The sequence below is a fragment of the Gottfriedia sp. S16(2024) genome, from assembly GCF_050473765.1.
Taxonomy (GTDB): Bacteria; Bacillota; Bacilli; order Bacillales; family Bacillaceae_G; genus Gottfriedia.
Map to the genome: position 1 here is coordinate 811,608 of NZ_JBFLUO010000001.1, position 22,645 is coordinate 834,252.

Consider the following 22,645-nt stretch of genomic DNA (forward strand, 5'->3'; position numbering starts at 1 on the left):
ATGTAATCAAGTTTGATCACCCTTGCTACTGTCTGAGTTATATCCTCTTTCACCATAAGGTTGAAGTTTTTCTAACCATTTTTCCTCGAGTCTCTTTAGATCTCCTTTGATACCTAATGGACTAATGTCTTCTTCCTTTAAAATTTCTAATTCTTCAAATATAAATGACTCTTTACCAAATTCATTCCATTCTTGTTGAAGAATTTTATTTGTACAAGACCCTGCCTCTAATTCAAATTTCTTTCCATTAATCGTTTTTAAATTTTTAGTGCTTACTATAAATATTTTTTGATTTACTATGTTTTTAATTTGATAAATACCTGCTTGCACTTTCGTTTCTTTATATTGCATTTTTAATTCTTTTTTTCTACTCATTTTTACCAACCTTTCTTTTACTAAGCTCTTAACCAATAACTACTTCCATCCGACTTTCGATCTATAAAGCCATATTCAACTAAGTATCTTCTTAATACGACATAATCAGGATAAATAGCTATCAGTACTTCATTTATTTCTTTTTCTGTATATGTCTTATTTGGCGAAAATCTTTTAACGATTTCTCTCAGAACAACAAGCTTTTGTTTTTCCTTCAATGGAAATTTTTTCAAAGGCCCATTTATGCCTTCTGGAAAGTATTTTTTTAAGTTTTTTTCCATTTCATCCTCAGTAATGTTATAGCGCTCATCGACCATTTTTGCTGTTTTATGAAGTGGTAAAAAACTTGGCGCATGTTGATCCTTTTCCTTTAAAAGCTCCATCATGACAAGAAATAATTTTGCTTGTCTTTCTTTTTCCTTTAAAACAAAGCGATGATTCCTAATCGTAGAGGCGCTACCGACACCAGTTTCTTTTTGAATATCTGTATCACTCTTACCTTGATAAAAAAGACGTAAAAGATGGTTTTGATGTTCTGTTAATCCTGTTAACTTTTTATCAAGTTGGATTAAATAATCGAAAACGGAGTCATGACTTTGTTCTATATGAACTTTCATGTATTTTTCGGCTTCATATAAAGTTCCTGAATCTTGATAAATAATTCCTTTTTCAATTCTTTTATTACAGAGTAAACATAAATAATGATTTTCCTCTTCGATATATCCTTGTTTTAATTCTTCTATATCGGCATTCCAAAAAACATCTAAATTTTCCATTTAACAAACACAACCCTTTTTTGTTTATTATTTACTAAACAATTTTATAAAATGTTTACTCATTTACAAACATAATATGTTATTGTTTGTAAAATGTCAATTTTACTAAACAATAACTCAAGTTGTTTGTACTTACATATTTAATAAAAAAAGATACTTCAAAAGACCTCTTACGATGTTTGAACTCATAATTTACAAAAAAAGCGTCTTAAAGGTACTTTCTTCCTAACGAGTCGTCATTTCAATTGGTTAGAATTTATTAAACAGTACTTTCTATTCTTTTCAACCATATTCTTTTATTCCAAAGGGACTAATTTCAAATCTTCAATTGACAATTTCTTACAGTACTTTACAATTAAAATGTAAGGTAAATTTAATATTCGACATATTTTAATGTAAATAAAAAACCTGTTCTCAATAGGGAAAATCTTTACTTATTATTTTCCTTATAGACTAATATATTTTAAGGTAGACAGTAGAAATAATCATGACAAAAGATATCTATTTAGGTCAGTCTTAAATGTCTTAAAATAAACGCAAATGGGTGATTTCTTTATAAGATAGGGGGAAGTTATGTCAATTTACAATGAAAAACTTATTGAGCTTTTATCAATCGAACAAAAATTCGAAAAATCCTTTTTGCATATTAAACTATTATTTAATCAAGAAATAGAACTTCATTGGGAAATTGACAACGAAACGGCCAATCTTATGAAATCAAAAATTATTTTTGATGAAAACTATAAGTTTAGCCTTTCTTTATGTAGTACTTGGGAAGAGGATAAAAATCAGTTTACTAGTTTTGTAACTAAATCAAACAATAATGAGAGTGAAAAAATCTACTTTTCGTGTTCAGAAGAGTTCCATCTTCAACTTCATTCCATAAAAAATATGAAGGATCTTAGGATTTTAATTGATCTACCTTATTTATCAATTAGTCGATCCAGTTCCAAAAAAGAAAAGGCTAATTCGAAACGATATAAACTTTATGGTTGGCTTACTGTTGCTGCTATTAGTATTCTATCGATTAGTTTAATAGCTTATAAGAGTCAAACTTGTAAATCAGAATCTTTATTTTGCGGAAAAAAACCAGCAAAAGCTGAAAGTGTTTCAAAGGCACAAACGATAAAAACTCCGGAGAAACAAATAAAACCCAATCAGGATAAACAAGATCCAAATAAAACTGCTATTAAAAACGTATCTCAACCGAATGTGCACACAAATGAACCAGATGTTAGATATGCAATTAAGCAAGAACCTAATAAACCTGTTCAATCAATTTATCCGACTGTAAAATTAAACAATGTAGTTAACTATAGTATCCCACAAGGTAGTGTAGCCATTACTTTTGATGACGGTCCCTCAAAGTATTCGAAGGAAATAGTAAATGTTTTAAAAAAATATAAAGTTGGCGGTACTTTTTTCTACATCGGAGATAACGTTGTAAGATATCCTGAAAATGTACAATATGCATATTCTAACGGGTACTCAGTTGGAAGCCACTCCATGCACCACGATGACTTCATAAAACTATCTTATAAAAATCAAGAAGATGATCTGGTTAGAACAAATAACTTAATAAAAAATATTACAAAACAAGAAACAACCCTCTTCAGACCACCATATGGCGCAAAAAATCAAGCAACTATTGAATTAATGCAAAAACATCAATTTAAAATGGTTTTATGGGATAAAGATACTGAGGACTGGAAGAACCGCAATACAAATACAATAATAAATTACGTTAAAAGCCACACTGAATCTGGAAGTATCATTCTACTTCACGAAACTAAACCTTCTTTAGATGCTTTACCACAAATTATTGAATTTCTTCAATCAAAAAATTTAAAAATTGTAAGTTTAAATTAAAAAAATAGTCGCTATTAGCGACTATTTTTTTATTCAAACGTTTGTTTAAACTTTAAAATCCTTTATTACATAAAAAATAAAAGTTCCATTCGATTCTATTTAGCGTAATACCTTCCATTCGTTAACTCAAAAATGCATGATTGTATGTCTTCTTCATTAGTCGATTCCCTATTTACTAAGCCTTTATTAATAAATTTATTTCTCTCTAAAATTTGGATTGATTTTTGATTTTCTGACTGAACAATTCCTTCAATGACTTGTAATTCAAGTGTATTAAATCCATATGCTAACACTGCTTTTACTGCCTCTTGCATGATTCCTTTTCCTTGAAGCTCTGGTGAAAGTTCATATCCTACTTCCCCTTTTTTTTGCTCAACCGAAAAATTCCACAAGCATATTGTACCAATTAATTGATCACTTTCTTTAAAAGTTTCCCCAAAGAACCCAATCATTACGTTTAATTCCTTCATTAATCATTTTTATATATTGAAGTGCTTCATCAACTTCTTTTGCAATCGGTCTGTTAATATATTGGGACACTTTTTTATTTGAACGTAATGCAAATATTTCATATTGATCTTCATTATTCATTTGTCTTAAAACTAATCGGTTCGTGTTTATTTTTGGAAATGGGTTAAAACTATAGTGTTCTTTAATCATATATCCTCCAACTAAATTAGTAAGATTAGTACAGTTTGTAGACTCTTATTTCATTATCTATAATCTCAATATGTAAATAAATAGCTATCATAGAAAAAAGCTGTTTGGTTCGTATTTCTATAGACAATTTCAAATAAAACGATTATAAAAGAGCAAGATTTTGGGATTCTTGCATTTTTGCAAAGTGTTGAAATATAAAACGGTCTATAAGGAAATCAAAATTCAGTGGAACATTATTGATGTTAAAATTCATTTTTTTAATTTTAATTAACGATATTAAATGTAAAAATGTTTCAACAATTTTAAGTATATAGTTTTAAATGATTGGTTTATAAGTTGATGTTCAATCTCAATTGACTTACAAACTGATTAATAAACATCTGTTAGTTTACTCCAAGTAAAGGCTATTTGATTAGGATTTTTCGCAGACTTTTTTTGATGAATAAGTTGATTGGAACAAAAAGGGTGCTCGACTCCTATGGGATAAGCGGGAAGGCTGAGACCCCACAGGCTTGCCGAGGAGGCTCAGGTCCCGCCCCATGGAAAGCGAGCATCCCGTAGTGGAAATCAACATCACTAAACTCCCTTTACGAAAATTTGGGAATTTAATTGACAAGGTTGTTTTTCAACAGCGCGTAAAAGAGCAAGATTTTAAGATTCTTGCTTTTTTTGTTTTGGTTCTTTTTATACTTTAAAACGCCAGTTGGTTGGAACAGGAGTACTCCTTGGCTCTTTTTTTTGATTAATTGTCTATAGTTTGTTTACGAATAGGTATGCCATCTGTATACTACTAATTTAGGCCAAATTTCCACTAAACTGTGTGGATGATTATTAGTAAAAATTTCCTAAAATATTTTTTACTTTTTATAAAACTTTTTCGAATAGGTATACGTCTTTTATAATGTGTACCTTCTTAGATACGTATCTCAAAAAAGGAGTCTTTAAATGAAGGGGAAATCTAACTTAGAAAAGGAACTTGTAGATTTTATTATTAATAATAAAGACGATTTTTATCGGTTAGCTTATAGCTACGTTAAAAATTCAGAAGATGCGGTGGATATATTACAAGATTCTATTCATAAAGCCATTTCCTCAAAAGATAAATTAAAAAATGAACAATCTTTAAAAAGTTGGTTTTATAGAATTGTAGTAAATACATCATTAGATTTTTTAAGAAAACAAAAAAAAGTAACTGTAATGGATGAAGAAACAATTGAGTTATATTCTTCAGGACAGGATGATAATTATACAGATATTGATTTAGAAAGATCATTAGAATCTTTACCAACTAAATATCGGGCTGTAATTGTCCTCAGGTATTTCGAAGACTTAAAGATTGAAGAAGTTGCTGAAATTTTACAGGAGAGTCCAAATACAATAAAAACTCGTTTATATAAAGCTTTAGAAATACTCCGGATTAAAATGAAATGAATTTATTTTTGGGAGGCCAATTAGTTGGATAAAAAATTAGAAAAATTAAGATCGGACTATAAAAATGTCCCTATCCCTGATAATTTGGACATTATTGTTAAAAAAGCAATTAAACGTTCCATACGTAAAAGATTCCCTCTAAAGTCAATTACAGGTTTTTTTACTGCTGCACTATTTGTTTTATCAATAAATACTAGTTCGACTTTTGCAAAGACATTATCAAATGTTCCAATACTTGGAAATGTTGTTAATGTGCTAACTTTTACTGAATATACTGTAGACGAGCCAACCTATAAGGCAGATTTAAAAGTCCCTGCGGTTAATAATTTAAAAAATAAAGATTTAGAGCAAAGCTTGAACAAAAAATACTTAGACGAAAATAAGAAGCTATATGATCAGTTTATGAAAGAAACAGAATCTGTAAAAAAAGATTCTGGTGCACACTTAGGAATTGATAGTGGTTATGAGGTTAAAACAGATAATGAGGACATATTGTCCATTGAAAGATATGTTGTTAATACTGCTGCTTCCTCTTCAACAACTATGAAATTTGACACAATTGACAAGAAAAAGGAAATTTTATTGTCATTACCTATTCTTTTTAAAGATAAATCATATGTAAAAATAATTAGCGAAAACATTAAAGAACAAATGAAAGATCAAATGAAAAAGGATGAAAGTAAGGTATACTGGATACCTGAGGCAAATCTTGACTATTCAATTGATCCTTTCGTAAGCATTAAAGAGAATCAAAATTTTTATATAAATAAAGATCATAAGCTTGTTATTTCATTTGATAAATATGAAATTGCCCCAGGTTATATGGGTGTTGTTGAATTTACGATTCCAACTGACGTTATTTCAAAATTTTTAGTTGGACATCATTATATTAGATAACTTTTAATTAAACGAATAAAAGAGCCACTTTTAATTTATTAGATTTGGCTCTCTTAAGAAAAACAAAAATATTAAAGAAAAAGCCAAATATATAAAGAAGGCTGACATAAATAGTTAAATTAGGGGAAGGGGAAATTAGCAATGAACTTCGCGGTTCAGACGGTTAAGAAATTAAATTTTATAAGAGCCCAACATTTATTCGAAAAAGAAATCGTTTATGAGGTGTTTAAACGAAGAGGCTATTACTATGTCTAATAAAAATAAACAGTTTCGTTATATGGCTGGATTAGACGGGCTTAGAGCTCTAGCAGTTTTATCGGTCATTGCATATCACTTAAATTTTTCATGGGCTTCTGGTGGATTCCTAGGAGTTACAGTTTTCTTTGTACTTTCAGGTTATTTAATTACTGATTTATTAATTGCCGAGTGGAGTACAAATCAAAGGATCGACTTAAAAAGTTTTTGGTACCGTCGCGCCAAAAGACTTTTACCGGGAATGTTCACCTTACTACTAATAGTCATTGCATTTGTTTCATTATTCAAATCATCAATGATCGGAAATTTAAAACAAGATTCAGTAGCTGCAATATTTTATTACAGTAATTGGTGGTATATTTTCCATCATCTTTCGTACTTTGAGTCTTATGCAAATCCATCAATATTAAATCATTTTTGGTCATTAGCAGTTGAAGAGCAATTTTATATTATTTGGCCAATTCTTACTTTATTAGGCTTAAAATATATTAAAAATAAAGATCGCCTATTTTTGTATACATTTGTTGGTGCAATCGTTTCTGCATTATTGATGGCTATATTATTCCATCCGGGTAGTGATCCTAGTAGGGTCTATTACGGTACTGATACGAGAGCTTTTTCTTTATTAATAGGAGCTTCATTAGCATTAGTATGGCCTAGCCGAAAACTTACAAATAATGTTACAACCTCTGGAAAGATTTTAATTGATCTAGTTGGGATTACGGGTTTACTTATTTTTCTACTTATGGTCGGTAAAACAAATCAATATGATAGTTTCCTTTATCGCGGAGGAATGTTCCTATTGTCTATTTCTGCTGCAATGCTAATCGCAGCACTCGCTCACCCTACAAGTAAGATTGGTAGATTCCTAGCAATGAGACCATTGAAATGGATCGGATTACGTTCATATGGAATCTATTTATGGCAGTACCCTGTAATTATTTTATTATCCCCTAAGGTTAACACTGGCGATACTTCACTCTTTAGAGCTATTTGTCAAATTACTTTAATATTTGTTCTTGCAGCACTATCCTATCGCTATATCGAAGATCCAATTAGAAAAGGTAAACTAGGTATACTTTGGAAGAACTTCCTAGCAGGAAATATTAATTTAAAAGAATTCTTTTATAAACATATTGTTATCATAAGCACGTTTATTTTATTATCTGGTATCGCAAGCTTTGGACTATCTGTTCTTCCTGATGCCAATGATGTAAAAGCAAGCTCAGAAATTGAATCAGTTCAATCCGTATCAAAGCAATCATCTGAAACTGTTAAAAACGATACTAAAAAACCTCCTTCAACAACTATAGTTGATCACGATAAACAGGTAACTAAACCAATTCAGAAAAATGATGACGAAAAAACAGTAAATAATGAAGTAAAAACAGAAGAAAATAAAGAAGTAAAAACAGAAAATAAAGATGAAAAGCCAGTTGCTGACAATTCAAGTAAGCAAAATAATAATGATCAAACAAAAGAAGATCCTAAGCCAGGTGTAAATAACAATCAAACTCCAAATAATAATAATAATAATAAACCTGTTGAAACAAATAAGCCGGTAGTTTCAAATAATAGTGTATTTATTATAGGAGATTCTATCGTTATTAATTCAATTCCTGAACTTAAAAAAACATATCCATCTCTTTCGGTAAATGCTAAAATTGGAAGACAATTTACTGAAGCATCTGCAATTATTCAACAAGCAAAAAGCACAAATTCGCTTGGGAATACTGTTGTCATAGAGCTAGGTACAAACGGTCCGTTTACCGTAAAACAAATGTCTTCTCTTATAGAGTTAATTGGAAAAGATCGAAAAATTTTATTTGTTAATACGCGAGTACCAAGACCTTGGGAATCGTTTGTTAATAAAACTTTAAGGGAAGGTTCAAGTAAATACCCAAATACTAGAGTTGTAGACTGGTATAGTGCTAGCGCTAATCATAATTCATATTTTTCACCAGATGGTGTTCATTTAAAACCGAATGGTGCAAAAGTATTTGCGACATTACTAATAAATGCAATTGAATCTTGGAAGTAACATCGATTGATCTAGATACATGATAAAAGACCACAAGGTAAATTTGAAGTGCACCACAAATGTTAGACACAGTCTAACATTTGGAGGTGCATTTTTTTGACTAAATTTACAAGTGATGAGAAATTAATTCTGTAAAACGTTATTTAGAAGGGAACGTTGAGTATGGCTTCATCATACTAAAGTGTCAAATAAACTCTTTATTACAGAGAAAAGCCACAAGGATCATTCCTGGTGGCTTTTTTTCGAAATATCACTTAATCTTGCACTTTAGTTAAATTTCTTTTTCAATTCTTCTAACGTTAATTTACCTGCTTTTTCAACTGGTTTAATAGATGTAGGGAAAAATGGATTTGTTGTCATGAAGTTCTTTTCAACATAATTGAAGTCCAGTATATCAACAACTCCATCCTTATTTAGATCTTCCTTCAACTGATCACCAGTTTCATTAGCTTTATTTGCAATAAGCTTAGCATCATAAATGTCGATCACATTATCTCCATTAATGTCTCCTGCCGCTGCAGTATCAGTATAAGCGATATAATCGATTCCTTGGACTTTACCATCTATTAATTTACCTAATTTAATTTTTCTACTATATTGATAGTGTCCTGGAATATTAACTATGAGTGTATAATCATCCTCAGTTGCCGGAATATCAAAGATCGTCATATAACCATTTTCTGAAATATCCGCTTTATATTGTTTACCTTTTTTGTCCACAACATATGCTTTTACACCTAACTTAGAATAATCTAAATCGTAGTTATAAAAGTTAACTGCCTCACCGTGGAAATATCCTTCTAATACTGAATGTTGAGCTATGAATTTAAAGTGATTTGCATATGTGGGTAACGTAACTTTATTTCCTTCATTCGTCTGATAAGTTGATTCTTGATAATAAAATCCGCTCTCCCTCATATAGTTAAGGTCGCTCACAACTTTTAAATTAATATCTAATAAATCAATATTTCCATTAATTTTTACTGGTAAATTCGTCTTTTTATCCTTAATATCAATTGAAAATGTTGTAATATTTGACCATGTATCCTCTGTTACTTGTGGTTTTCCAATGCGAACACTCCAATTATTTTTCTTCATTAACTCATCTAATTGCTTCGATTGGTTTACACTCATAACTTTGTAATAATTTGGAATAGTTATTGTCGCGTTAGCACTTGTTAAATCTTTTGCATTGTGGACCGTAAATGTACTTGTAAACTCCGAACCTAGAGTAACTTCTTTAGACTTTGTATTAATTGTTGAATATCGATCACCTTTGTTAATAATCGTAAAATCTGGGAAAATCGGATTTCCTGCAGTTGCATAATCATAAGTATAAATTGCTATGTTAGTAGGGTAATTTGCATACTCTTCTGGTAATACACCAAATTTGAAGTCACCATTTTTAGTTGGGAAAAATTGTGCTGTCGGCCATGAAGAGTCCTGATAAGCATAAACTGAATTTGCTTCCTGAGTTAGATCATGTCCTCTACTCTGTAGATAATCAATTGTATCGTCGTATACATTTCCATGAACCCAGTAAGCTTTGTAATCTTTACCATCCATTGGGTTTGTTTCGGTTGTTAAATCTGCATCGGAAATTTCATTAATGCCTGTCTTTTTATCAAATACTACTTTTGGAGGTGTATTATCAATTACCATATCATTGTCTACTTTATAGGTTTTTCCATCTGCATCTGTACCAATATAAGAAACAATATATTTGCCCTCATCTAATGTTTCATATTCTAGTGATAACGGCTTATTTGGGTCACCTGTAAATAATTTTACATCACCTGAAAAACCGTACATGATTAAGTAGTCTGTATCAACATTTGCGCCATCTAAATCGAAAGTACCATACAAGCCGATTGGTTTCCCAGATGTATCGCTAACAACAACATCGATTTTTTCCATTTCACTATTTAATCTTATTGTAACTGGTGTAAAAGGTAGTATATCAGGATGGAAGTTACTTAAGTCACTTGTAATTGCATTCTTAAAGAAATCAACTTTTGCAAAGCCACTTGTCGTATACCTCACGTGGAATGGTATTTGGTACTCCTGGGTTTTTGATTCATTTTCTACATAAATATATCCTTCGTATATGCCAAACTCAGCAGATTTTGGAATTGTTACTTTGGCGTCTATATTAACATTTTCATTTCCATTAACAGTTACATTAGAAGGCAATTCGAGTTTTACTCCATTTTTACTAGCATCCTTTGAAACATCATCGATTGTTAAAAATTCTACTTTGGTATGATATGTTTCATTATTTTTACTTAAATTTTTAATACTAATGGATGTTGTTCGATTTTGTTCCTCGCTTGTTTGTGTAATACTTCCGAAAGGTAATGAACCTGATACATCATCGATTTGCTTTTTAAATCCATTTTCATCTAATGTGTACGTTTTATTTTGAACTTCTACTAAAGTCATGTTATGAACTGCCTCATAAGCATCTACTCGTCCAGCTCCAACTTCGTTTACATGATATGTTCTTCCTTTTAATGGATCCGCTGTATTCATAAGTGCGGCTTTTACATCGGCAACAGAATATTCCGGATGAGATTGTAGTAATAATGCTGCGACACCCGCAACATGTGGTGTAGCCATCGAAGTTCCATCCATGCTCGCGTAACTAGTTGAGTAATCCGTTCCTTCCCCGGGATTATTAATATATTCTGGTACAGTTGAGAAAATAGAAACCCCCGGTGCCACAACATCTGGTTTAATATCAAAATTATTACTTACAGGTCCTCTAGAACTAAAGCCTGCTAATACGTCACCAGATGTCATATTTGACTGTAAATCTGTCATTTTTAATTTAACCTCCGGATTCTTATTAAGTTCATCAACAATACTTTTCCCTTCCTCTTGACTCATTTTAAAGGTTGGTACATAGCCAAAGTTTTCACCTAAGAAGAAAGGAATCTCTTCTTCTATATTGTTATAAATTAACACCGCTACTGCTCCTTTTTCATGAGCACGGCGAATTTTTTCATCAAAAGATAAAGTACCACGTGATATTAACGCCACCTTGCCACTTACGTCTTTATTTGCATAATCCTCTTCGGCACCAATTCCTACATCTACTACCTTCAATTCTTTATCAATAATACTTAAATAATCTTTACCTAATCCGTGTGCCATTAACTCATTTTTAACTGAAACATTCCCAATACTCGTCTGTACAGTTGGTATATCTGTAGGAACGTCGCTTGCTCCAACAGTAATAGCTAACGGTGATGAACCAGGAGAACCTAATGACCCTGGCGTTGGGCCTGCGTTACCTCCTGCTACAACGGGAACTACTCCTTGCAAAGCTGCATTATTAATCGCTACTGCTGTAGCATCTAAAGAATAATTATTACTGTTTCCTAAAGAAAGATTAATCACATCCATGCCATCTTCTACAGCCTTTTCTATACCAGCAATAATCCAAGAATCATATCCTGAACCGTAATGACCTAAAACACGATATGCATATAAATCAACATTTGGTGCAACTCCGGTCATCGCATAATCAACGTTATTTCGTGGATTTGATGCAATCGTACCTGCAACATGCGTCCCATGCTCGGTAACAAATGAACGACCATCAATTTCTGCTGGTTCACCGGAAGCAGCAAGATCTGCAGGTGTAGACTCCATTGGGTCCGAGTCATTATCTACAAAATCATAACCACCTTTATAAGCATCCTTTAAATCTGGATGATTGTAATCAATACCCGTATCAAGAACTCCTACTTTAATCCCTTGTCCTTTTATATCCTCGTTATGTAAACGATCTACACCCAAAAGGGGTAAAGCTGGTGGAACACTTTTGTTTTTTGTAGATTCATTAACAGAAAGCTCATTGATTGGTACACTAACTTTGTTATCCTTCCATACTCGTTTCACAACACCGGTTTGAAGAAGCAAATTAATTTGATCTGTCGGAATAGTCATAGCCACTCCATTAAATACATTTTTAAATGATTGTTTGATATAAAATTGATTTGTTTTTTCCTTTGTTTGTTGATTTACTTCCACTTTTTCATTTTTCTTACTCCATAATTCCGTTAATCGTTTTTTAAAGAACTCTTGTTCACCTTTAATTTTTTCTTTCTTACCTTTAGAGATCTCTTTTAATGTTCCATTTTGATCATTTTCAATTGGCGAAGTTTTTAGTTCAACAATTATATTTGCAGTTTTATCTTTTAAAGATAATAAACTAGGGTCGATCACAAAGCCTTCTTGAGGAGTTAAACGCTTAATCGATTGTCTTTGCTCATCTGTCAGTCCCTTTAAGATTGATTCTACAGAGTTCGAAGTTGCATAAGATTTTTTTTGAGGCAATAAATAAGATGTAATAAAGCTTGTCGTTAATACACTTGTTACCATTACATTTAGCATTTTCTTATTTCTAATCTTCATTTCGCTGCGCTCCTTCTACTAGGTTAAATTAAATTTAGTGAAAAATAGTTTACTGCATGAAAAAATGATTAAATTAAGTAACTCTATTTCATTCCTCCAATTAAAAAAATGATGTAAAATTAGAATTAGAATAGTTAGACAAATCTAATAATTTAATTGTAATTTAGCTATTTTTCTTGGTAAATGGGGGTTATTTCAGTCTGAACTTTCAGTTGTAATCCTTTTTTCAACATTAATCGTCATAATCAATTTTTCTTTTCAGGATTAAAGTCTCATATTTTACTAAATTTATTGATGTATAGATTGTGTTTGGCAAGAAAGTCATTTAAATTCAATAGAAATTTTTATTTTTAACTTGGGGGAATTGATGGTTTTCAACTACTCAAACTATTAATAAAAAGGTTTACAAAAGGGAGAAATTCGTTATGTATGAGGGGAAAATCATAAAATATTATCGTGAAAAATCTCAGATGACACAAGAACAGCTAGGGAAAGGGATTTGTTCTAGTACGCATATTAGTAAAATAGAAAGATCTCAAACCGAATATGCACATGAAATTATAGCCCTACTATCAGAACGACTTGGAATAAAAATCGAGAATGAGATTTTAAAATTAAACAATATAAAAATGCGTATAAATAGTTGGCAGCAGTCTATTGCAATGCAGTTATTTGACGAAATAGAAGAAATCAACTTAGAACTTGAGCAAGAAGAGCTGATTCAAATTTCAAATTATATTAATCAATATAAATTACTTCGCATCAGATATTTATTAATGCGTAATTTAATGAATGAAGCAAAAGAGCTCATTGATGAAATAAAAAAAATTAAGCACAAATTATCACCTTATGAAATAAATCTTTTTAGACATGTGCAAGGTATTTATCACTTAACGAACCATGAACCTTTACTTGCCATTCAAGTTTTAAAGAAAATTAATAATGAAGAATATGCAAATGAGGAATATTATTATCATTTAGCTTCTGCTTACCATTCGAACGATTTACCTGTTATGGCTTACTTTTATGCTGAAAAAGCCCGTCAGTATTTCAAAAGTATTAATTCCTATCTTCGAGTAATCGACTCCGAAATGCTTATGTTAATACAAGTTAAGGATAACGAAGAGTTTTCCGAGACGATTAAAGGATTTGAAAACTTAATCCAAAGCTGTGAAATTTGTAGATCATCAGAACGAAAAGCAAGGGTATATCATAACTTAGCCTTTGAATATTATCGAAGAAAAAATTATGAGTTAGCAAAAAAATACTATTTTGAGTCAATGAATTTGAAGGATTCTAATTCTATACCCTATTTACTTTCCCTAGAAGGATATATAAGAAGTTCCTATTATGGAGAACTATTACCTAAAGGAGAATTATTACAGTGGGTAGGTAAAGGGTTTGATATTGCTTCCCAAAAAAATGACAAACTTTTTATCAATTTATTCATCTTATTAGACCTTTTAATCTTAGAAAAAGATCAAGAATATCACCAATATTTAGCGGAACATTCATTACCATTTTTTAAAAAACTAGGATTTGCTTATCTAATAAATCAATCGGAAAAAGAATTGTTTAACTATTATTTTAAACGCAAACAAACTCGTAAAGCACTAGGTATGGCGAATACACTAATAAATCAGTAGATAATAAAAGGCATGTCTCATTAGTATGAGACATGCCTTTTTGTTATTATTATTTTTTAGCTGGCATCGCTTCTTCAAGTGCAAGATGATTCGTATATAAATAAGTAGCGTATTCTTTTCCAACGTATCGAATATGCCATGGTTCATAGTGATATTTAGTAATATCTACTTTATCTTCTGGGTAACGAATAATAAAGCCGTATTCATGAGCGTGCTTTGCTAACCAAGTTCCTTCAGGAGTTTTTGCAAAACCGACTTCTAAAGCATTACCAAATGCCGGTGATGAAACATCCATCGTTAGTCCAGTCTGATGCTCACTCGTTCCTGGATATGCACTGTATGCTTTAGTCCATGCCTCACCATGTACAGAAATATAATTATTGTATAAAGAAAGTTGTCGATCATAAGAACGGAATCCAGAAATTGCTGTTAATGTATAACCATCCGCAGATGCACCAGCAAATAACTTCTCTAATGCATGTCCAGCTTCACTTCTCATTCTTGTTTTTTCTTTTACTGCCCCATTTAAAGGAATTGCTGGGTAGATCAGGTCATTTGGTTCATAACCATCTGGTAACTTTCGATCTTTATTAACTAAAACTAAATTTGAATCAGCGTTTAACACTTCTAATAATCCCGATTCATCTTCTTTTGTAGTTTTATAATAATCTGGAAAATTAAGTACAATGTCATTTTTAACTTTGTCATTCTTCTTAATAACTACCGTTTTAGGTTCTTTATTTTGTTCATAAAGAGTACCTGCAACACCCGCAACTAAAACTAAAGAAATAGCAATCCCTATAATAGGTTTTTTTCTACGATTTTTCATACTTCTGGACAATGGTTTTCTCCTCCTATAATTTCTATACTTTTTTATCGTTTTTTTAATTGGTTATTGTCGTAGAATTTGGTGGATGATTAATAAAGGTATTTTCACTCTAGTATCGTCACGAATTCTTTTAATCAAACTACTAATAATCAACGTTTAAAACTAACCATAAAAATATTTAAATTTGTTTTACTAAAATTAGACGATTTAATTATACAAAAAGTTTTATAATCTGACATTTTTTTTAATTATATGTTATTTTAATAGATAGTATTTATAACAACATTAAAATTTTGTTAATATAATTTAATCAATAGAAATAAAACACCTATTTTATAAAGAACTTTTAGGAATAATTTGTCTAAACAGACTAATCCATCTTAGAATCTATCTACAGGAGAATAAAAATATTAATTTGTTTTGGCCCCATATTAGTTCTAGCTATAACTGCTGGTATTGCTAAATTTTCGGCTGAAGATTTTAAAGAAATTGCACCAATTATTATCCTTCAGTTTTTGCTATATACTTTCTTAATTACGCCAATTATTCTTTGGGGATATTTACGTTAAATATTTTCAAAAATAAAAAAACCTTCTTTTGGAAGGTTTTTTATTTTATATTTAAATAATTTCTAAAGTAATTATACTATAAAATTTTAATTCAAAAGAACTATTCGATGTAATTTTCGAGACTTTTGTATGTCGAATAAGTGTCGATTGAGCACTAACCTGCGCCATCATTGGGTTTTATTTGTTATAACTGGAACAAAAAAACAAGAATACCCAAAAGTATCCTTGTTTTTAGTTTTGAACTTTTTAAATTCTAAAAACGATAAATGACAATCTTGAACTACTCACCACTTAACGCCCTTACAGGTTGTTTGAAGTGGGAGATTCTTGGGAACAAAGCATACTTACTAGTGATTCTTTACCAGCAGAGGTTACTTTTATTTACCAAGCTAACCCCGTAGTTCCTACGGTTTGGTTTCACCTAACGCTAGGTGAACCGTACTCAGCCTGTTTTTTACTGAGGGGTATTACAGTTGTTCTATTTGCGACTCTTGAATGGTATAGGCGAATGACAACCATCAGACGAGTTCTATTTACGCAACAAGTACTACACTTGAATTCATTCTTTTTCTACAGTATTTACATTATCTATAGTACAGAATAGTAGCAAAAGAAGAAAGCATTTTGGCTAATGCCAACCGTCATTCATCTCCCACCTATTACTGGTGTTATCACACCTTCACGTAATTGAGGAAGGAGTCTTCTGTCGTATAATCATAAAAATTGTATTGATCAACTATGCAAATTTCCTTTTAGCCAAGGTCGATTCCGATAATGACCTATTGGAATTTGAATTAAACTTGTTTTTCCTATCTCTTCTAATTGGTATAACTCATCACATAATTTTACATTATATCCTAATAGTGGATGCCCACCCAATCCTAACGCTGATGCGGCTATTAGTAAACGCTGAACCATTATACCAGCTTCCATCTGTTGAATCCGGTAGCCTCTATAACTATGTGTCGATCTTATATGTTCCTTATTCCCCACTACATGTATACAAATAGGCACTTGGAATAAATTAACGGTAGGGGCATTCATTCCTAATTGAAGCTGCATTCGTTGATCGCCTAATTTAGTTTGTACTAGCGTATTGGTAAAATCATCATAATAATAAGCACCATTGTTAATCCCTTCGACATTATACAAACATAAATATAATTTAGGGCGGTTATTATTATTTTTAAGGGAACCATCTAAATCATTTACATATGAAAAGGATGCTGTCGCCTCTTTAAGTAGTGTTGCTAAGTTTTTTTGACTAATAGATCGTAATACAAAGTCTAGTTCAGGCGAAAACCTTTCTTTACATATTGTGGCCAAATCATAGGATAGACGTTCTACTTTAGGTAAAATTATTCGATGCCGTTCATCTAATGCAGCCACAGTTTCGTCAACTTTTCTAAATGTTTGAGTCGATTCGATCATCGATACTTTATTTACTTTAATTAGCATCGGGAACTCTCTAATCTTTTTCGATTTTACTAAATATTTATGTGTAACTGCTTGTAACTCTTTACTTAGATCAATTGAATTGTAATTTTCACTTTTTACATTATCATTTGAAATCAACGCAGATTCTTCAATAGAGAGTGGAATTACTCCGTATACACTTTCCTCACGTTCGTTTATACCGATTAAATGGTTAATCGCTTGATCTAGAAACTGGTAATATACTCCCGCTTTAAATCCAAAGCGTTTAGCCATCTCCAAAATCTGTCCAATTAACACACCGCAATCTAATCCTTGAAGCCGATAAGAAAAATTATTGTACTTAAAAAAATTTTTCCAAAACATTGTTGAAATAAAAATAGTACCAAAACACTTAGGAAGATCACATCTATTCCCTAAAGCCCTTGATACATAAGAATCAAAATTGCCTTCTCTTAATAAAACTAAGCAATGTCTAGCAACATCATAATGATAAATCCCCGAAGAGACTTGATCAGACTTAATATATAAATACAATTCATTCGGATATAATCCTCCACCAGAGGGAATGAATCTTCGGTTCGAAGACATCATATTAACCATTTCGTTGGAGCCGGAAGTAATTGCTGTTTGAGCAACTTGGGTTACTCCATATACATACCATAGAAAATAGCCTATTTCGTCTAAATTCGGCTCAATTGCATCCTTTTTTCCTTTTAAGGATAATGGAACGTTATGAGAAAGTGGAATAGTAGGTAAATCTTTATAAATCTTATAAGTTAGTGGCGCATCCTCCCAATCTACTTCCCAATCTGATTGATTTGCCTTTTCAATATCAAAATGAAGATTGTGTAGAAATGTTTGTAAACTCATCCAATCAACCTCCTAAAACACCACCTATGGGAACGGGTGCGGATATGGATTGAGCTGCTCCGGCTTTAGCGGTTTCTTCGTATAACCCATTTTAACAGGAACCTCTAACACTCGATCAAGTCCATTCAATCGTTTTAGATGATTGCCGAATGTCATTGGCAACATCCCTGGAATTAAGACTTTTACACAAGATAATCCATTTCTTTTGATTTCAGGTGTAGTTTGATCAACTACGATCACATCAAGATTTAATTTTTTAAATTCTTGTAGAATATCCTTTAAATCATTCGTCAAATCCAGATGGTTTGTATTCCATTTAAATTCTTCCTCAAAAGTCTTTAATGGACGGTTATCATCTAATAAAAATTTCAGACGCTCCTCTGCTTGACGTAAACCATATAACATTCCATGATCTTCCATTTGTTTAACGAGAGTGTTGTCTAAAAGCATTTTCATATTTTTAGCATAATTTTCTTCAAACTTTTTATCCAATGTTAACATCATCCCAGCTAATTCATGTACTGCGCTTTTAACCGCCCTAACCGGGTCAAGATGAGCGCCTGCTGCACAAATGAGGTTTAAACCATGTTCTTTTCGATTTTTTGCAATGGCAACAATACTTGGAATTCCATTCTCCATCGTCGAATTAAATAGATGAAGATCATACCCTCCAACTAAGCGCATTCGCTCAATCATTAAATCGAGTTCTTGATCCTTAGCCGATTTTGGATCAAGTCGAGGAAGAGGCAACTGAGCATACCAAGTCATTAAAAATGAATCCCGTTCAACGATTTCCAAAATACCGTAGAATATAGCTTCTTCTAGGCTGCCCCCTAATGCACATCCATTGGAAGTTTCGTACACATAACCGTGTCCGCATCCTAGACTATAATATGAAAGCAACTCCGGTACAAGAATCGGCTCTTCCTTCAAAAATGAATAGCCCCATACCCAATCAATCTTCCGTTTAGGATTAAACGCCTTAAATGGAAAACGCGGCAGAGCATATTGCTCTTTCGAATGAGTACCGACAATTTCAGGATTAATTGCATAATCTTTTACGTTGTTATAACTATCATGTACGACCGTTTTTTTTCCTCGTGGAGTGAGGCCACAATACCTTTCTAACCCTTCCAATATGGCAGTTAATTCACTAGATTCATATGAAAGTGTACGTCCTGCTGTTCCTTCATCCCCTTGTAGTAACGGTAGATTTACAACTACATCTGCAAATGGCGTAGATAGATCAAATGCCTTTCCATTTAAAAAACCTGTCTTTTGACCTAAATAATCATTAACTAACACTTTTTTTAATTCATCCATTGAGCGACTACGATAACTAGTTGGCGAAACTTTCATACTAGGCTCAAGTGAAATAATCGCTGAATCAGAAGTATCATCTTCTAATTCACCACAAATTGGACATAAAGGATTCGGTAAAAAAAAGTGATTTGAGCTCTTGAATGTTTTCATATTTAATAAAAAAATTCGTTCCTCTAGACGTGTTTCTTTACCGTTCATAAATTTATCTACTTCAGCTGCAATTAAGTAAGCCATTTGTAAAAGTCCCGTTCTTGTACCCCATACATCATCCGATACTCCATCGCCTTCTAATAACTGATCATCTATTTCTAGCATTTCTCTTCGCTCTCTACCAGCCATTAAACGTCTAAAATCGGCACACTTTATGCACCCTTTTTGCCCTGGATGTACTAAAGGTCCGATTACACCTTCCCCAAACGAAACACAAGCACGTAGCCATGGAACAGTTCCTATTCTAAAGATTTCATCTGCTTTTTCATAAATCTTAGGGTTCCATGCGTCATCCAAAATAAGGATTAAACTAGTATCCTGAGAAACCTTCGACTCTAAATCTTTCTGTTGAACGATCTTATACTTATTTAAAAGGATTTCAGATGTGTACTTACTTAATAATCCCTCTCCAAAAATGGTAACCGTTGAATTCAAATTGAGTTCACCTCTCTTAACAAGACACCATAAACTCCCGCTAGTTCCTCTACATTAATCGATTCAAGCATAAACTCCAATGTTAGTAATTCAATATTTTTCTGTTTTAAAGTATCAATAGCCGAGACTAATAAATCAGTATGTTGAGCGCGATTAGATTGAGGAATAATAATTTCAGGTATTTGCTTTTCTTCCACTAAAACTAACGAACTTTGAATAGCTGTTGATGCAAGTAATGGAGTCTTATTTTGCAACTCCTTAAGTACTTGTTTTAGAGCATCTTGTATGGCCATAGTTATATTTAAACCAACACTTCTATACCAACCTTTTTGTGTACCAATCCAAACTACTGGAAATCCACAAATCTCTTTCCCTAATGCTATTTTTGGAGATTCATGTATTGTATTTAATGTTTGTAAATAAAATTGAGCACAATCATCTTCAATTTTTATCGCTTTTATTTCCTGAATTTTACTTTTATGATCACTCGCTTGTTTATTAAGCTCTTCAGATAAATATTTTTGTAGGGCTCTGCAAATACTTTCTGAAAAAGTTTGACCAGTAGCTATTGCGATGTATTCACCAGGTTCCATACTCTCAACAACATCGGACTCTGAATTCATAATAAGTTGATTGGCTATTTGAGCTACATACATTTCAACTCCAGTAAGTCCCGCCTCTCTTCTTGCTTCTTCATGAGTTAATTCAGTACAAATCGTACTCGTTAGTAATTTTACTGGGCCTTCTGTAAGAGGATCTACTACTTGTATCCGACACTGAGCTAATGGAAGTTGGTTTAGTTCGCCCTCATCCCAAACGTGAAATAATCCAGTTTCTTGTGAATTGAACTGACCTAAGTAAGTTAATAACTTACTTTGATCTCCTTTCAATTTGTTTTGCTCTAGCTTTTCCTCAAAATTATGGACTATTTTAGCTTTTGCTTTCCCAGTCACTAATGGATGAGGAGAGAATGTGTGCCAACTGCCCTCTAGCGTCTCTTGATTAATAATATAAACTTGATTATTCTTTTCTGTTTCGCGTGATTTTGTAATATCCTTAAATAACTCGAACACCATTATATTTGCCAACATTGCCGATGAAATTGAAGACAATGGATGGTTGACTCCTTCTTCACAGAGTATGTTTTGATGAACGCTTCTCCATGCTGACTCGAAGCAAGCTTCCGAATTTGAAGTTACTAGTGGTCCTGTCATGCAGATCCTTTGGGAAGAAATTGCTGGAATAAATCTCTTTTTCTCCCTTTTACAAATCTCATTAAGCATTTTAAGCTCATAAACACGATCATCTTCTGATACATATAAAATCGAATCAAAAGTCGATACAATCTCTTGTAACGAAAGCTTCTCTCTCTTCATTAATTCAACTTCGACTTCACGATCCGTCTTTCGTGCGTTGTCTACAATTTCTTTTATTCGTTTTTTATCAGTATTTTCCGTGTTCGTTATTAAAAGATGGAATTTCGCTAATCCCGACTCTAATAATGCTGAAACTAGCGAAGTGACAATTGTTCCAGAACCAATTGCCAATATCTTGGATTGGCGATAGGTTTGAAAACGATATGAACCAGAATCTCCGAAGCAATTTAAAAACTCAATTTGACTGGCATACTTATTTAAAATCTCTTTAGATAATTGATGTGGCAGATCCTTACTTACATCCCGTGCAAAGCCATTGTTATATAAAGTCTCACCAATTTCAATTACTCTATCCCGGTATTGGTCAGGCAAACCATTTGTTAAGCTATCTAGTGAGTGTTCGCCGTTAAACATAGGCACTAACTTTTCAATCCACTGGTAAACAGAAGCACCTTCCATGCGAAATGAACTTAAGTTATTCCTAAAATAGACCCCTCCATTCGAATCAGGTACAAAAAAAGTATCTCGGTTAACCTTTAGACGTGCAGATGGATTCAATTTTGACATCCTTTTCAACCCCTTCGATACAGTGAGTTGTTCATTAAATAGCATAAATACTTTCTTCATAATCCTATGTATATTATGTATTCCTTATGTCATAACATAACTCTATAGCCCCTACAAAGATTAGTAGGGGCTGTTTGTCTAAATGGACAAATAGTTTTTATGAAACATTACATTTAACGGTGACAGCGACCGCATCCTCCACAACGGAAACAGCCTCCACAGCCTCCACAACCGCCGCAACCAAAACAACTAAAGAAAGGAAAGAAACATGCACACATTCTAGCTTCGAAATTTTGATACTGATTATAGTCCCATGGAACTAATTGACTTGATTGAAACTGACCAACGTTTAATTGTTGAAGCTCTCTTTGAAAATCATACATTTTTATAACCTCCGACATAAAATTTGAAAGCGAATAAAACATACCGCACTTAAATAAAATAAATACGATTCCCTAATTTGAATCTACTAAAATGCAGACTCTCAACAACAAAATATGTTGAGGACTTGGGCAATGTTACCGTTTCAATTGCCCAATTTATTGCTCCTCAGTAAAAGAATTCACCGGTTGAATGTGCAAAAAAAAACCTCACTTCAAAAGTGAGGTTTTTCGTACGCCATTTATTTAGTCTCTAAACTCTATCCATTAATATCGG

15 protein-coding genes are annotated in these 22,645 nt (G+C 32.3%); 5 read left to right on the forward strand and 10 right to left on the reverse strand.

Going from position 1 to position 22,645, the window contains the following annotated elements; translation table 11 throughout:
• Positions 1 to 6 precede the first annotated feature (6 nt).
• Both AB1282_RS03835 and AB1282_RS03840 read right to left on the reverse strand, forming a co-directional pair.
• Positions 7 to 375, reverse strand: coding sequence for a GIY-YIG nuclease family protein (locus AB1282_RS03835; RefSeq protein WP_056476431.1), 369 nt, complete (start codon positions 373 to 375; stop codon positions 7 to 9).
• Positions 376 to 395: 20 nt separating this feature from the next.
• Positions 396 to 1,151: a DUF2087 domain-containing protein gene (locus AB1282_RS03840; protein WP_429898498.1), complete on the reverse strand. Its 756-nt coding sequence runs from the start codon at positions 1,149 to 1,151 to the stop codon at positions 396 to 398.
• Between the two features lie 573 nt (positions 1,152 to 1,724).
• On the opposite strand from AB1282_RS03840, the gene AB1282_RS03845 reads away from it, so the two are divergent.
• Positions 1,725 to 3,020: a polysaccharide deacetylase family protein gene (locus tag AB1282_RS03845; RefSeq protein ID WP_056476305.1), complete on the forward strand. Its 1,296-nt coding sequence runs from the start codon at positions 1,725 to 1,727 to the stop codon at positions 3,018 to 3,020.
• Positions 3,021 to 3,115: 95 nt separating this feature from the next.
• On the opposite strand, the gene AB1282_RS03850 is transcribed toward AB1282_RS03845, so the two are convergent.
• Complete coding sequence (locus tag AB1282_RS03850; RefSeq protein ID WP_429898499.1) at positions 3,116 to 3,472, reverse strand: GNAT family N-acetyltransferase; 357 nt, start codon at positions 3,470 to 3,472, stop codon at positions 3,116 to 3,118.
• Entirely contained in the window at positions 3,444 to 3,680 is a 237-nt protein-coding gene (locus AB1282_RS03855) for a GNAT family N-acetyltransferase (RefSeq protein WP_429898500.1), read from the reverse strand. The genes AB1282_RS03850 and AB1282_RS03855 overlap by 29 nt, the downstream gene beginning before the upstream one ends.
• Before the next feature lie 945 nt (positions 3,681 to 4,625).
• Here AB1282_RS03855 and AB1282_RS03860 point away from each other — a divergent pair.
• The 3 genes from AB1282_RS03860 to AB1282_RS03870 all read left to right on the forward strand — a co-directional run bounded on the left by AB1282_RS03860 (position 4,626) and on the right by AB1282_RS03870 (position 8,304).
• On the forward strand, positions 4,626 to 5,111 hold the full coding sequence (locus AB1282_RS03860; RefSeq protein WP_029715399.1) for an RNA polymerase sigma factor: 486 nt from the start codon (positions 4,626 to 4,628) through the stop codon (positions 5,109 to 5,111).
• A gap of 24 nt (positions 5,112 to 5,135) precedes the next feature.
• On the forward strand, positions 5,136 to 6,008 hold the full coding sequence (locus AB1282_RS03865) for a DUF3298 domain-containing protein (protein WP_429898501.1): 873 nt from the start codon (positions 5,136 to 5,138) through the stop codon (positions 6,006 to 6,008).
• A gap of 247 nt (positions 6,009 to 6,255) precedes the next feature.
• On the forward strand, positions 6,256 to 8,304 hold the full coding sequence (locus AB1282_RS03870; protein ID WP_429898502.1) for an acyltransferase family protein: 2,049 nt from the start codon (positions 6,256 to 6,258) through the stop codon (positions 8,302 to 8,304).
• A gap of 267 nt (positions 8,305 to 8,571) precedes the next feature.
• On the opposite strand, the gene AB1282_RS03875 is transcribed toward AB1282_RS03870, so the two are convergent.
• A complete protein-coding gene (locus AB1282_RS03875) occupies positions 8,572 to 12,726 on the reverse strand; it encodes a S8 family serine peptidase (protein WP_429898503.1) in 4,155 nt (1,384 codons plus the stop codon).
• Between the two features lie 425 nt (positions 12,727 to 13,151).
• Here AB1282_RS03875 and AB1282_RS03880 point away from each other — a divergent pair, with 425 nt between their 5' ends.
• The gene (locus AB1282_RS03880) at positions 13,152 to 14,372 is read left to right on the forward strand and encodes a helix-turn-helix domain-containing protein (RefSeq protein WP_429898504.1); all 1,221 of its coding nucleotides are present in this window, start codon (positions 13,152 to 13,154) and stop codon (positions 14,370 to 14,372) included.
• A 49-nt stretch (positions 14,373 to 14,421) separates the two neighbouring features.
• Here the strand turns inward: AB1282_RS03880 and AB1282_RS03885 are convergent, their stop codons facing one another.
• From AB1282_RS03885 to AB1282_RS03905, 5 genes are all read right to left on the reverse strand, one after another.
• Positions 14,422 to 15,201 carry a M15 family metallopeptidase gene (locus AB1282_RS03885; protein ID WP_429901062.1) on the reverse strand — a complete coding sequence of 260 codons (780 nt, stop codon included), beginning with the start codon at positions 15,199 to 15,201 and terminating at the stop codon, positions 14,422 to 14,424.
• 1,301 nt (positions 15,202 to 16,502) lie between these two features.
• Positions 16,503 to 18,077: a SagB family peptide dehydrogenase gene (locus AB1282_RS03890; RefSeq protein ID WP_429898506.1), complete on the reverse strand. Its 1,575-nt coding sequence runs from the start codon at positions 18,075 to 18,077 to the stop codon at positions 16,503 to 16,505.
• Between the two features lie 24 nt (positions 18,078 to 18,101).
• The gene (locus AB1282_RS03895; protein WP_056476283.1) at positions 18,102 to 20,045 is read right to left on the reverse strand and encodes a TOMM precursor leader peptide-binding protein; all 1,944 of its coding nucleotides are present in this window, start codon (positions 20,043 to 20,045) and stop codon (positions 18,102 to 18,104) included.
• Positions 20,042 to 21,988 carry a putative thiazole-containing bacteriocin maturation protein gene (locus AB1282_RS03900; protein WP_056476280.1) on the reverse strand — a complete coding sequence of 649 codons (1,947 nt, stop codon included), beginning with the start codon at positions 21,986 to 21,988 and terminating at the stop codon, positions 20,042 to 20,044. Before AB1282_RS03900 ends, AB1282_RS03895 begins: the two co-directional genes overlap by 4 nt.
• A 173-nt stretch (positions 21,989 to 22,161) precedes the next feature.
• Positions 22,162 to 22,371 carry a heterocycloanthracin/sonorensin family bacteriocin gene (locus AB1282_RS03905; RefSeq protein ID WP_429898507.1) on the reverse strand — a complete coding sequence of 70 codons (210 nt, stop codon included), beginning with the start codon at positions 22,369 to 22,371 and terminating at the stop codon, positions 22,162 to 22,164.
• Between the last annotated feature and the right edge of the window lie 274 nt (positions 22,372 to 22,645).